Origin of the sequence: Azospirillum sp. TSH100 (genome assembly GCF_004923295.1) — a bacterium.
In the GTDB taxonomy this organism is placed as follows: Bacteria; Pseudomonadota; Alphaproteobacteria; order Azospirillales; family Azospirillaceae; genus Azospirillum.
On the sequence record NZ_CP039634.1, the window covers coordinates 671,028 to 683,198 of the forward strand.

General features: G+C 67.7%; 12 protein-coding genes and 1 tRNA gene. 10 read left to right on the forward strand and 3 right to left on the reverse strand.

All coding sequences use genetic code 11. The features are described 5' to 3' along the window. Positions 1–25: 25 nt before the first annotated feature. The gene (locus tag E6C72_RS03175; RefSeq protein ID WP_109085033.1) at positions 26–877 is read right to left on the reverse strand and encodes a transporter substrate-binding domain-containing protein; all 852 of its coding nucleotides are present in this window, start codon (positions 875–877) and stop codon (positions 26–28) included. Between the two features lie 170 nt (positions 878–1,047). Next, positions 1,048–1,122 (reverse strand) — tRNA-Val (locus tag E6C72_RS03180). 180 nt (positions 1,123–1,302) lie between these two features. On the opposite strand from E6C72_RS03180, the gene E6C72_RS03185 reads away from it, so the two are divergent. From E6C72_RS03185 to E6C72_RS03215, 7 genes are all read left to right on the forward strand, one after another. Then, positions 1,303–2,244, forward strand: a complete 942-nt coding sequence (locus E6C72_RS03185; RefSeq protein ID WP_109085034.1) for an N-formylglutamate amidohydrolase — start codon at positions 1,303–1,305, stop codon at positions 2,242–2,244. A gap of 474 nt (positions 2,245–2,718) precedes the next feature. Next, the gene (otsA, locus tag E6C72_RS03190) at positions 2,719–4,128 is read left to right on the forward strand and encodes an alpha,alpha-trehalose-phosphate synthase (UDP-forming) (RefSeq protein WP_109085035.1); all 1,410 of its coding nucleotides are present in this window, start codon (positions 2,719–2,721) and stop codon (positions 4,126–4,128) included. Between the two features lie 38 nt (positions 4,129–4,166). Beyond that, entirely contained in the window at positions 4,167–5,189 is a 1,023-nt protein-coding gene (locus tag E6C72_RS03195; RefSeq protein WP_109085036.1) for a glucokinase, read from the forward strand. Positions 5,190–5,347: 158 nt separating this feature from the next. Continuing rightward, on the forward strand, positions 5,348–5,731 hold the full coding sequence (locus E6C72_RS03200; protein WP_109085037.1) for a winged helix-turn-helix domain-containing protein: 384 nt from the start codon (positions 5,348–5,350) through the stop codon (positions 5,729–5,731). Between the two features lie 287 nt (positions 5,732–6,018). After that, positions 6,019–6,609 carry a YgjV family protein gene (locus E6C72_RS03205; RefSeq protein WP_109085038.1) on the forward strand — a complete coding sequence of 197 codons (591 nt, stop codon included), beginning with the start codon at positions 6,019–6,021 and terminating at the stop codon, positions 6,607–6,609. 144 nt (positions 6,610–6,753) lie between these two features. Next, complete coding sequence (locus tag E6C72_RS03210) at positions 6,754–7,332, forward strand: YqaA family protein (protein ID WP_109085039.1); 579 nt, start codon at positions 6,754–6,756, stop codon at positions 7,330–7,332. Positions 7,333–7,366: 34 nt separating this feature from the next. Next, positions 7,367–8,203 (forward strand): RNA methyltransferase, encoded by an 837-nt coding sequence (locus E6C72_RS03215; RefSeq protein ID WP_109085040.1) that lies wholly within the window; start codon positions 7,367–7,369, stop codon positions 8,201–8,203. Positions 8,204–8,209: 6 nt separating this feature from the next. On the opposite strand, the gene E6C72_RS03220 is transcribed toward E6C72_RS03215, so the two are convergent. Continuing rightward, positions 8,210–8,671, reverse strand: a complete 462-nt coding sequence (locus tag E6C72_RS03220) for a hypothetical protein (RefSeq protein ID WP_109085041.1) — start codon at positions 8,669–8,671, stop codon at positions 8,210–8,212. 178 nt (positions 8,672–8,849) lie between these two features. Here E6C72_RS03220 and msrA point away from each other — a divergent pair, with 178 nt between their 5' ends. The 3 genes from msrA (at position 8,850) to E6C72_RS03235 (ending at position 12,124) form a co-directional block, all read left to right on the forward strand. Next, positions 8,850–9,491: a peptide-methionine (S)-S-oxide reductase MsrA gene (gene msrA, locus E6C72_RS03225; protein WP_109085085.1), complete on the forward strand. Its 642-nt coding sequence runs from the start codon at positions 8,850–8,852 to the stop codon at positions 9,489–9,491. A gap of 153 nt (positions 9,492–9,644) precedes the next feature. After that, positions 9,645–10,199 carry a PAS domain-containing protein gene (locus E6C72_RS03230; RefSeq protein WP_109085042.1) on the forward strand — a complete coding sequence of 185 codons (555 nt, stop codon included), beginning with the start codon at positions 9,645–9,647 and terminating at the stop codon, positions 10,197–10,199. After that, positions 10,196–12,124, forward strand: a complete 1,929-nt coding sequence (locus E6C72_RS03235) for a DNA translocase FtsK (protein ID WP_109085043.1) — start codon at positions 10,196–10,198, stop codon at positions 12,122–12,124. Before E6C72_RS03230 ends, E6C72_RS03235 begins: the two co-directional genes overlap by 4 nt. Positions 12,125–12,171: the final 47 nt, after the last annotated feature.

The window sequence follows — 12,171 nt, forward strand, 5'->3', positions numbered from 1 at the left end:
ACGGCACCCCATAACTACAGGGTCCCTACTTCAGCCAGCGATCGAACACCGCCTGATACTGCCCGGTCGCGACGGTCTGGTGCAGCCACTGGTCGACCCACAGCTTCAGCACAACGTCACGCGGCAGGAGGAAGGCCTTCTCCGAGAAGTCGAAGGGCTGGTCCGGATGAACGGCGCACAGTTCCGGGTGCAGTTTCTGCTGAAGCCGCGTCTCCACCGCGTCGGTGATCATCAGGTCGGCCTTGCCGGCGACGATCTGGTCGAAGATGGTGACGTTGTCGGGATGCACCTCGATCTGTGCGGTGCGGATGTTGGCGCGGGCGAACTTCTCGTTGGTGCCGCCGGGATTGACGATCAGGCGGACGCCGGGCTTGTCGATGTCGGCAACCGTCTGGAAGCGGTCCTTGTTCTCGCAGCGGGTGATCGGCGTCTTGCCGTCGCGCATCAGCGGATCGGAGAACAGCGCCTTCTTCTGCCGCTCCAGCGTCACGGAAACACCGCCGACGGCGATGTCGTACTTGTCCGCCAGCAGATCGGGCAGCAGGGTGCCCCAACTGGTCTTCACGAACTCCACCTTCACGCCCAGCGCCTTGCCCATGGCTTCGGCGAGGTCGATGTCCATCCCCTCGAATTTCTGGGTCTGGGGGTTCAGGTAGGTGAAGGGCTTGTAGTCGCCGGTGGTGCCGACACGCAGCGTGCCGGCAAACAGAACGGCATCCAGCCGGGATGTTTCGGCAGGCTGCGCAGCGGCCGGTGCCGATGGAGCGGTCTGCGCTAGGGCTCCGGTGGTGGAAAGGGCGGTGATGGCAGAGACCAGAACCGCGCCGACGGCGGCGGCAAGGCTCCGGCCGCTGCGACGCAGAGTGCGGACAGGCATGAAGTTCCTCCCGATGCTTTGTTTGCCGACCGGATGGTACGGCGCAGGGAGGAGGCTGGCGAGGGGCTGTGGTCCGGAAAGGCAGAGTTCAGATATGCAGCCTTCCAAGGGATGCGGCAGCCGCAAAACGGCGAAGGCCGCGAACCCGTTTCGGTTCGCGGCCTTCAGAATGGTGGGCGGTACTGGGATTGAACCAGTGACCCCTACGATGTCAACGTAGTGCTCTCCCGCTGAGCTAACCGCCCACTGTAGCGACCGGCAGAGGAACGCTTGGCGTCGTTCCGTCCGGCGTGGGCGGGTGTATACCCACCCAGGCGCGGACGTGCAAGCCCTTTCATCGCGCCAGCTGCTTTTTTTATCCGCCCGCCGCAGAGCAACGGGCGGTCCCGTGACAGACGCGCCTGTGTCCATTACATCATTCGACCATGGATGCCTCCTTCGACGCGCAACGGGACGCCGGTGCCGGTCCCGATCCGGCCGCCAACGCCCCACGGACCAACGCACCGGCCTTCGAGGTTCTGGCCCCGCAGAGCCAGAGGCTGCCGCTCGTGCTGGCGTCGCCACACAGCGGAAACGCCTATTCCACCGCCTTCCTGGCCTCGTCCCGCCTGGATGCCCGTGCGTTGCGCAAGTCGGAGGACTGCTTCGTCGACGAAATTTTCGCCTTCGCTCCCGGATTCGGCGTGCCGCTGATCCGCGCCTTGTTCCCGCGCGCCTACCTGGACGTGAACCGCGAGGCGTACGAGCTGGACCCGGAGATGTTTGCCGATCCGCTGCCGGCCTATGTCAACACCCGCTCGCCCCGGGTGGCGGCGGGGCTCGGCACCATCGCCCGCGTGGTCGCCAATGGCGAGGACATCTATAAGGGCAAGCTGCGCTTCGCCGAGGCGCTGGACCGCGTCAACCGCTGCTACACCCCCTATCACAACGCACTGCGCCAGCTGGTGGACGCCACCCGCGACGCGTTCGGTCACGTGCTGCTGATCGACTGCCACTCCATGCCGTCGGGCAGCGTCACCACCACCGGACGGGGCGGCGGGCGCGGCGGCACCCATCCCGACATCGTGCTGGGCGACTGTTTCGGCAACGCCTGCGCCCCGGCGGTGATCGACGCGGCGGAGGATCACCTGCGCGGACTGGGTTACGCGGTGAGCCGCAACAATCCCTATGCCGGCGGCTACACCACCCGCCATTATGGCCGGCCGCGCCAGGGCATCCACACGCTTCAGATCGAAATCGCCCGCGACCTCTATATGGACGAAGCGGCCCTGACCCGCCTGCCCTATCTGGACACTCTGGCACGCCACATGACCGAACTGGTCGACACGCTGGGCCTGCTGCCGCCCGATGGGCTGGGTCCGCGCTGAACCAGCCGCACCCAAGCTGATCAGCAGGTGCAATCAAGCCAAAAAAAGGGCCGCGGGCGAACCCGCGGCCTTCAGTCTAGGGAGGAAACGCCCAAGAAGTGCGTTACGCCAGCGTCCACGCCGAGGCGCGACCGTTGCCGCACTGCACAATATGAGCGCGCAGCCTCCCGTCTTCAAGCCAAAAAAGAATTTCCCATTTATTACATTGCGTTAATCGAAGCAGGAGGTATCGCGAACCGGATAGTCCCTGACAGGTTCTGTTGCGATGCAGCATAACCGTTTGCAGCAGGACCTGCCCAAAAGGACAAAAGCGCCAGACCTTCGGACCGCTATCTTGAGCGTGACGGCGGCAGCTCGGAACCAAGGCCGCCCTTGGTCGTTTCGCAGTGGTCCCATATCGGGTGTCCGCCACGGCGGCCCTGCCAGTGCGGACTGCGGAACGCCCGGCCGGCGGCCAAAAAGGAGAAGAAGATCGTGAGCAGGCTCGTCGTCGTATCCAACCGGGTGGCCCTGATGGAAGAGGGCAAGCAGGCCGCCGGCGGTCTCGCCGTCGCCATCCTGGCGGCGTTGAAGAAGACCGGCGGCATCTGGTTCGGGTGGAGCGGAAAGGTCGTCGACGGCGACTCGCAGGCGGAGCCGACCCGGACGGACGCCGGCAAGCTGACCTATGCCACGCTCGACCTCGGCCGCCGCGACCATGACGAGTATTACAACGGCTTCGCCAACCAGACCTTATGGCCGCTGTTCCACTACCGGCTGGGGTTGATCTCGGTGAACCGCCGTACGCGCGATGGCTATTCGCGGGTCAACGCCTATTTCGCCGACAAGCTGGAGCCGCTGCTGCGCCCCGACGACATGGTCTGGGTCCACGATTATCACCTGATCCCCTTCGGCGACGAACTGCGCCGCCGCGGCTGTTCGCAGCGCATGGGTTTCTTCCTGCACACGCCCTTCCCGCCGCCCGAGCTGCTGACCGCCCTGCCCAACCATCGCGACCTGATTCGCGAGCTGTGCGCCTACGATCTGGTCGGCTTCCACACCGTCACCGACCTGCGTAGCTTCTGCGACTACATCCGCACCGAGACCGACGGAACGGTCGAACAGCGCGGCGCCTACGGCACGGCGATGATCCGCGCCTTCGGCCGCACTCTGCTGGCGAAGGTGTTTCCCATCAGCATCGACACCCCGGCGCTGGAAAGCCTGGCCCGCACCGCCGGCCGCTCGCGCCAAGCGGAACGGTTGCGCGAAAGCCTGGTGGGCCGCCGCCTGATCATCGGCGTCGACCGGCTCGACTATTCCAAAGGACTGCCCCAGCGTTTCGCCGCCTTCGAACAGCTCCTGGAAAGCTATCCGGAGCATTGCAACCGCGTCTCCTTCCTGCAGGTCGCCCCGCCCTCGCGCGAGGATGTACCGGAATACATCGCCATCCGCCGCGAGTTGTCGGAGATGGCCGGCCGGATCAACGGCCGTTTTGCCGAGTTCGACTGGCAGCCGATCCGCTATCTGAACCGCAGCTTCGGTCAGCGCGTTCTGGCTGGCTTCTACCGCTTGGCCAATGTCGGGCTGGTGACACCGCTGCGCGACGGCATGAATCTGGTCGCCAAGGAGTATGTCGCCTGCCAGGACGCGGACAATCCGGGCGTGCTGGTCCTGTCCCAGTTCGCCGGAGCCGCGCATGAGATGGGCGAGGCACTGATCGTGAACCCGTTCGACATCGAGGGCGTCGGCGACGCGCTGCAACGGGCGCTGACCATGCCGCTGGGCGAGCGCAAGGAGCGCCACGCGGCCCTGATGCAGACCCTGCGGCGGCAGGACATCAGTTGTTGGCGCGAAAGCTATGTAGACGCATTGACCCGGGCACCGTATGACTTTCCGGTCACCTGAGCATCCGCTCGACCCACCACCACCGCAGATCCGGATCCATGGCCGCCGACCTCTCCTCCGCCATTCCCGGCACCGCCGGTAACGCCGCTCCCACTGCCGCCCCCATTCTGGTCGCCGACATCGGCGGCACCAATGCGCGCTTCGGCCTGATCGACGGCCGGATCGTACGCGACACCCGCGTGCTGCGCTGTGCCGACTACGCCTCGATCGAGGATGCGGCGACCGCCTATCTGTCGGCGGTCGGGCTGGCGGCGGTCGGTGCTCCCGGCCGGCCGCGGCGCGGCGCCTTCGCGGTGGCGGGGCCGGTTACCGGCGACCACATCGCCATGACCAATCTGGTCTGGCAGTTCTCCGTCAACCGGGTGCGGGACGCCCTGGGGCTGGACGGGCTGGTCGTCATCAACGACTTCACCGCCGTCGCCCTGTCGGTGCCGCGTCTGGCCGACGAGGACCGGCGCCAGATCGGCGAGGGCGCGCCGCAGGCGGGCGCCGTCGTCGGCGTGCTGGGTCCGGGCAGCGGATTGGGTGTGTCCGGGCTGGTCCCCGGCGCCAACAACCGCTGGACCGCACTGTCGGGCGAAGGCGGCCATGTCACCATGGCGCCGATCAGCGACCGCGAGAGCGCCGTTCTGGGCCAGCTGCGCAAGAGCTTCGAGCATGTCTCGTCCGAGCGGGTGCTGTCCGGTCCGGGCCTCGTCAACCTCTACGGCGCGCTGTCGATCCTGGACGGGCGGGAGCCGGCCGCCCTCAGCCCGGCACAGGTGGCGGACAATGCCCTGGCCGGCAGCGAGCCCCATTGCGCCGAAGCGGTTGAGATGTTCTGCGCCATGCTGGGCACCGTGGCCGGGAACCTTGCCCTGACGCTGGGGGCGCGTGGCGGCGTCTATATCGCCGGCGGCATCGTGCCGAAGCTGGGCACGATGTTCACCCACTCCCGCTTCCGCAAGCGCTTCATGGAGAAGGGCCGGATGCGCGACTTCCTGGCGCCGATCCCCACCTACGTCATCACCCACGAACTGCCCGCCTTCCTGGGGCTCGCCGAGGCCGCCGGAGCAGACTGACGCCTGACGGCGAACAAGCCTTGGAGAGCCACTGAAGGGGTGCGACCGATTGCGCACTCCATCAGTGGCTTCCCCTATTGCGCGACTTGTCGCTTGAACCGGCGTGGCAGCCCCCACATGGTTGTTCCTATCCTTTTTCGGATTCACATCGGAACATCATGCCCGCCGACCTTCGTGTCCGTTTCCTGCACCCGTCGGGCGCCATAGGCCCCGGCAAGATCGCCCTGCTGGAGGCCATCGACCGCACCGGCTCGATCTCCGCCGCCGCACGGTCACTGGACATGACCTTCCGCCGGGCCTGGTTCCTGGTAGAGACCATGAACACCGCCTTCCGCGAGCCGGTGATCCGCACCAGCGTCGGCGGGCGGGAAGGCGGCGGCGCCGGCCTGACCCCGCTGGGCCAGGAGGTCGTCGCCCGTTACCGCCAGACCCAGGAGGAGGCGCGAAAGGCCGCCGAACCGCATCTGCGCTGGCTGGAGGAGGTGCTGAAGGACGACACGAGCGGAGAGCCGGTCGCCGGGACGGAGCCGCCGGCCGGCTGAGTCCAGCCTGTTTGGTTGTCAATTGATCGGGCCAGGCACCGCAAGTCGCAGCCAAAACCTGCCCAAGCACTGACGTCTGTTTTTTCTTCCATGCGCGCGGTGCAGCCCAGAGCGACGGGAAGCCCGATGGTGCGGCGCGGCAAGGCATCTTACATATGGCTCTGTTGCAGCTCGGCTCCAGCGTGACCGGACGGCAACACCCCATTCTCCCGATCTCATCAGGCATCCGGACGGACCGCAGTCGTGGCTCCGCACCGCCATGCCTTTGCCCGAGCCGATCCCCCGCCATGCTGTCCCTTCCCCTGCCCATCACCGCCGCCGACGCTTTCGGCGGCGCCGCCTTCGCCGGTTCGTGCCTGTGGCCGCTGATGAAGAAGCGCCGCGCCCTGCTGGCCGGGCAGGCCGCCACCAACCTGATGTTCATCACCCACTATGTGCTGCTGGGCGCGCACACCGCCGCGGCGCTTTGCCTGCTGGTGGTGGCGCAGGCTCTGGCAGCGCTGCCGGAAGGGCGCAGCCGCTGGCAGACGGCGGTCTTCGCCGCCACCGTGCCGGGCATCGCCGCCATCGCACTGTTCACTTGGTCCGGCCTGCCGTCGGCGCTGTCCAGCCTGGGCATCACCTTCTCCACGCTGGCACGCTGGCAGTCGGACGCGGTGCGCATGCGCCTTCTTCTGCTGGTGGCCGGCGGTTTCTGGGTCAGCCACAACGCGCTGGTGATGTCGCCCTTCGCGATGGCATCGGACGCCTTCTGCGCCGCCGCCAACCTGCTGCGACTGCGCGGCGAACTGCGCAAGAGCAAGGTTCCGGCGCCGGTGCCAGCTGTCAACGCCACTGCCAACGCCAACGCGCTACCCTCAGGCGCTGCTGCCGCCTGAACCGGCTCCACTGGAACGGGCTAACGCCTCCGGACGGGTTCTCCCTGTCCGGAGGCGGTCGAATTGGGCACTGGCGCACCGGCACCGTCGCGCCTAAAAGAGGCCTCGTGCACCGCAACGGCAGCGACGAAGGACGGCCCATTCATGCTGAAGCGTCTTTACGACTGGACCATGGCCAAGGCCGCGTCGAAGGATTCGACCGCCTGGCTGGCCGGGGTGTCCTTTGCCGAAAGCTCCTTCTTCCCGCTGCCGCCGGACCTGCTGCTGGTGCCGATGGTCATCGCCAACCGCAAGGCGGCGTGGAAGCTGGCGACGATCTGCACGCTGGCCTCGGTGGTCGGCGGCATCGCCGGCTACATGATCGGCTATTTCCTGTACGAGACAATCGGCCGCTGGGTGATCGACTTCTATCACCTGACCGACAAGTTCGAGCAGCTGCGCCACACCTTCGTCGAGTACGGGGCGGAGATCCTGATCATCAAGGGCATGACGCCCATCCCCTACAAGCTGCTGACCATCACCGCCGGCGTGGCGCACCTGCCGCTGTGGGTGTTCATCGGCGCCTCGATCATCTCGCGGTCGATCCGCTTCTATCTGGTGGCGGCGCTGCTGTATTTCTTCGGTCCGCCGATCCGCGCCTTCATCGAAAAGCGGCTGACGCTCGTCACCAGCGTGTTCGCGGTGGCGCTGATCGGCGGCTTCCTGGTGGTGAAGCTGCTGTAAGCCGCCACCTCTTTACCAGACAGACAGGACCTCCATGCCTCCGCGCGGGCGCCCGCCCCATCCCAGCCGTGCCCGCACCCGGACCGCCGCCCCCGTCTCCCCGTCCGTTCCGGAGCCTACCGAGTCGCGCAAGCTGTTCCGCGTCGCCGGACTGGCCGCCGTGTCCGCCCTGTTCACCCATGAGCCGGAGCGGGTGGAGCGCCTGTTCTTCGACGAGCGGCTGAAACCGGCGGTGGGCGCCTACTGCAAGGCGATGGCGGCGGCCAGAAAGCCCTACCGCATGGTGGAGGCCGACGAGCTGGCGAAGGTCGCCGGCACCGTTCTGCACGGCGGGGTGGTGGCGCTGATGGCGCCGCGGACACTATCGTTGTTCGATACCGAGACGGCGCGCCGGACGGCGGAGCCGCTGCTGATCCTGGACGGCGTCGGCAACCCGCACAATCTCGGCGCCATCCTGCGCACCGCCGCCTTCTTCGGCCTGCCCCGCGTCCTGGTCTCCGACCATCCCGGCCAGGCCATGCCGTCGGAGGCAGCCTACCGCGTGGCGGAGGGCGGCTTCGAGTGGGTGACGCTGGAGCGTGCCCCCACCCTGCCCGCCCTGCTCAAGCGGCTGCGCGCCAGCCATCGGGTGTTCGGGACGGCACTGGACCAGAGCCGGCCGACGGTCGATGCCAGCGCGCTGACGGGCTGGCGCGGCAAGGCGAATACCAAGCCGCCGGCGGTCGTGCTGGGCAACGAGGAGGACGGCATCCCGCCGGCCACGCTGGCGGCCTGCGAGGCGGTGCTGACCATCCCCGGCAGCGGGCGCGTCCAGTCGCTGAACGTCGCCGCCACCGCCGCCATCCTCATCCACGCCCTGGCCGCTGGGTAACGCCCATTACCCGAGCGCTGCGATCAGCACCACCGCAACCAGGGCGACCGACGCCAGCGGCAGCATTTCCACTCCGTTGCGTGTCCAGGTCGGCGCGGCGCCATGGTGGTTGCCGCCATGGCCGCTGCCGACCTCGTCGGCCCAGCCATGACGCGATGGTATCGCACCGGGGGCCGACACAGCAGGGGCCGCCGGACTCGCCATGTCGACAACGCCGTCGCCGCGACGATAGTCGCCGGCCTGCCGTGCCAATGCCGGGTTGGGCCGGCCCTGCGTCAGGCGGGAATCGTCCAGTTCGACCTCGACCCCGGCCGCCTCGACCCGCTCGATCACCGCGGCGGTCTCCTCCGGCGTCATGGTATCGACGGGCAGGATGCCACCCAGCGCCTCGGCGCTCAGCCGGTTGCCATTGCGGCGGCCATGGTCGATCAGGGACTGGATCAGGCGCTCGTCGGTGGTACTGGCCATGAAGGCTCTCCTTCTTTCAGAATCCTCGCGGGACAGAGCATCAAACGCGCGGACCCGCCCGAAGGTTCACCGGCACACCCGTTCCACCTGCGCGCACTCTGCGCCATCTTGCCGCGGCCCGGCCGCCACCCGACATAAGAGGTCCCTCCAACGGACCGTCATGATGGGAGACCCGACCATGCTGGGGCATTTTCTGCGCAAGCCGGCGACGCTGCCGACGCCGGAGGAGGCGCTGCCCGGCCGCAGCCAACCGATCCCGGTTCCCGAGCAGCATCACGTCAACCGCCATCGCCTGACCGGCCCCTACCCGCCGGGGCTTGAGGTCATCGACCTCGGGCTTGGCTGCTTTTGGGGGGCGGAGCGCAAATTCTGGCAAGTTAGCGGTGTCTGGGTGACCGCCGTCGGTTATCAGGGCGGGCATACCCCGAACCCGACCTATGAAGAGGTCTGCTCCGGCCGCACCGGCCATACCGAGGTGGTGCGCGTTGTCTACGACCCGGCGATGGTGAAGGTCGAGGACCTGCTGCGCGTCTTCTGGGAATCCCACGACCCGACCCAGGGCATGCGCCAAGGCAACGACGTCGGCACCCAGTATCGCTCAGCCGTCTACACCCACAGCCCCGCCCAGCAGGCGGCGGCGGAGGCGACGCTGGCAGCCTATCAGGGGCGGCTGGCCCAGGCCGGCTATGGTCCAATCACCACCGAGATCCGCGAGGCCCCGCCCTTCTACTTCGCCGAAGGCTATCACCAGCAGTATCTCGCCAAGAATCCCAACGGCTATTGCGGCCTGGGCGGGACCGGCGTCACCTGCGCCGCCTGATGAAGCGCGGGTAAACAAGGGCGGTGCGGCGCCCGGCCGGGCTTGGCCCTTGCGGTTGCACCACACCGGCCCTTGCGGGTATGGTTCGGGCGGCTCTTGAAAGCTCCGGCGGCGTCATTCCGCAGGAGCGCCGCCCGTCCAGCTGCGATTGTCATGACCAAGGAAAGAACCGAGCTGGCGACGCCGTCTCTCAGCGGCCTGCTCGAATTCTGGCTCACCAAATCCGTCGCCGGCCGGCCGCCGGTCCCCAGCAGCATCTCCCCGGCCGATCTCCGGCCGTGGAAGGACAACATCGCCGTCTTCGAGGTGATCGGGGAGGAAGCCGGCACCTTCGTCTATTCCTATTATGGCAAGGCACTGGCCGCCGCCTTCGGCCAGTCGCGCCTGGGTGCCACGCTGGACGATCTGCCGCCGGAACAGCGGGCATTGCTTCAGCCGGAATATGAGACGGTGCGCCGCGAACGGCTGCCCGTCGCCCGCGTCCACACCGCCGTCTTCGGCGGGCGCACCCGCAGCTTCGAACGGCTGGTGCTGCCGATGTCCAGCGATGGGGTCGGCATCGACAAGCTGCTGGTCGCCGCCTACGAAATGACGCCACGCGAACTGGCGGCGCGCACGCCGATATACTCCCCGGGCCCGGCACCGGCACCGGGCTCCTCCTCCGGCCCGATCCCCCTCACCGTTCAGAAGCCGGGAGCCTCGGCATGACCCCGCGTATGCCGCATCTCGCCGCCCCGCCCACCCAGGCGGGCGTGGTGACCGCCGACGAGTTCAATCTGTGGTGCGCGCTGAACGGCCGTCCGTTCAACCTCGTCCCCAACCCGCGCCCCGACGGCCGCGTGATGTGGGACGTGGAGGTTCTGCCCGGCACGCCGCGCGCCGGTACCGTCTATTCCACCAACCTGTCGGACGAGGCGCTGGCGGTGGTCGCCGGCTTTGCCTTCCTGTCGGGTGTCGAATGGGCCTATGAGGCGCGCGAACCGGCCGAGGCGCCTGCCCCCTGCGAGGCCACCCCGGTGGCGGAAGCCACGGCTCCCTGTGCGCCTGCCGCCACTCCCGGCGCTGCGCCGGCCATGCCGGTGCCCGCCACGCCGCCGGAGCCGGTGGAATACCCCACGGTCTATTCGCTGCCAACCGTCTCGCTGCTGCAGACCCCGCCGCCGCGTCCGGTGCAGCAGCATGACGAGTCGGTGCTGGCCCGCAACGCGCGGATGCTGGAAACCGTCCTGAAGAATTTCCGCGTCCGCGGCGAGATCATGGACGTCCGCCCCGGCCCGGTGGTGACACTCTATGAATTCGAGCCGGCGCCCGGCACCAAGTCGGCGACCGTCATCAACCTGACCGACGACATCGCCCGCTCGATGAGCGTGGTCACCGCCCGCATCGCCATCGTCCCCGGTCGCAGCGTCATCGGCGTCGAGCTGCCGAACCCGGTGCGCGAGATGGTCTACCTGCGCGAAAGCTTCGACCACGACGCCTTCCGCAACACCACGGCCCAGCTCGCCATCGCGCTCGGCAAGGACATCAGCGGCGAGCCGGTGGTGGCCGACCTCGCCCGCATGCCGCACCTGCTGGTCGCCGGCACCACCGGCTCGGGCAAGTCGGTTGCGATCAATACGATGATCCTGTCGCTGCTCTACCGGCTGCCGCCGGAGCGCTGCCGCTTCATCATGGTCGACCCCAAGATGCTGGAGCTGTCGGTCTATGACGGCATCCCACATCTGCTGACCCCCGTCGTCACCGATCCCAAGAAGGCGGTGGTGGCCCTGCGCTGGGCCGTGCGCGAGATGGAAAGCCGTTACGAGGCGATGTCCAAGCTCGGCGTCCGCAACATCGAGGGCTACAACGCCCGCATGGCGGAGATGATCGCCAACGGCGAGAAGATGCCCCGCCGCGCCCCGGCGCCGGGCGAGCCGGAGAATGTCTTCGACCTGACCCCGTCGGAACCGACGCCGCTGCCCTATATCGTCGTGATCGTCGACGAGATGGCCGACCTGATGCTGGTGGCCGGCAAGGAGATCGAGGCGGCGATCCAGCGTCTGGCCCAGATGGCGCGTGCCGCCGGCATCCATCTGATCATGGCGACGCAGCGCCCGTCGGTCGACGTCATCACCGGCACCATCAAGGCGAATTTCCCGACCCGCATCAGCTTCCAGGTCACCAGCAAGATCGACAGCCGCACCATCCTGGGCGAAGCCGGGGCGGAGCAGCTGCTGGGCCAGGGCGACATGCTGTACATGCAGGGCGGTGGCCGCATCACCCGCGTCCACGGCCCCTTCGTCTCCGATTCGGAGGTCGAGGAGATCGTCCAGTATGTGAAGGCCCAGGGCGCTCCCAACTACGTCACCGCCATCACCGAGGAGGAAGAGGAAGCCGCCACGGTGGAAGACGAGGACGGCGGTTCCGCCGCGACCGGCGACGACCTCTACATGCAGGCCGTCAACCTCGTGGTGCGCGAGGGCAAGGTGTCGGTCAGCTTCATCCAGCGCCAGCTCCAGATCGGCTATAACCGCGCCGCCCGTCTGGTGGAGCGGATGGAGACCGAGCGAGTCGTCGGCCCCGCCAATCACCAAGGCAAGCGCGAGGTCCTGCTCTCCCCATCCGGCCTGTCGGCCAAGCGCGCGGGAGTGTGATCGTTCCTCCTTCTCGCGGAGCGGGAGAGGGCAAGTAAGCAAGCAAG

Coding starts and splice junctions, on each gene's coding strand:
- E6C72_RS03175 (WP_109085033.1), bottom strand. CDS start 877: ATGCCTGTCCGCACTCTGCGTCGCAGCGGCCGGAGCCTTGCCGCCGCC.
- E6C72_RS03185 (WP_109085034.1), top strand. CDS start 1,303: ATGGATGCCTCCTTCGACGCGCAACGGGACGCCGGTGCCGGTCCCGAT.
- E6C72_RS03195 (WP_109085036.1), top strand. CDS start 4,167: ATGGCCGCCGACCTCTCCTCCGCCATTCCCGGCACCGCCGGTAACGCC.
- E6C72_RS03200 (WP_109085037.1), top strand. CDS start 5,348: ATGCCCGCCGACCTTCGTGTCCGTTTCCTGCACCCGTCGGGCGCCATA.
- E6C72_RS03205 (WP_109085038.1), top strand. CDS start 6,019: ATGCTGTCCCTTCCCCTGCCCATCACCGCCGCCGACGCTTTCGGCGGC.
- E6C72_RS03210 (WP_109085039.1), top strand. CDS start 6,754: ATGCTGAAGCGTCTTTACGACTGGACCATGGCCAAGGCCGCGTCGAAG.
- E6C72_RS03215 (WP_109085040.1), top strand. CDS start 7,367: ATGCCTCCGCGCGGGCGCCCGCCCCATCCCAGCCGTGCCCGCACCCGG.
- E6C72_RS03220 (WP_109085041.1), bottom strand. CDS start 8,671: ATGGCCAGTACCACCGACGAGCGCCTGATCCAGTCCCTGATCGACCAT.
- msrA (WP_109085085.1), top strand. CDS start 8,850: ATGCTGGGGCATTTTCTGCGCAAGCCGGCGACGCTGCCGACGCCGGAG.
- E6C72_RS03230 (WP_109085042.1), top strand. CDS start 9,645: ATGACCAAGGAAAGAACCGAGCTGGCGACGCCGTCTCTCAGCGGCCTG.
- E6C72_RS03235 (WP_109085043.1), top strand. CDS start 10,196: ATGACCCCGCGTATGCCGCATCTCGCCGCCCCGCCCACCCAGGCGGGC.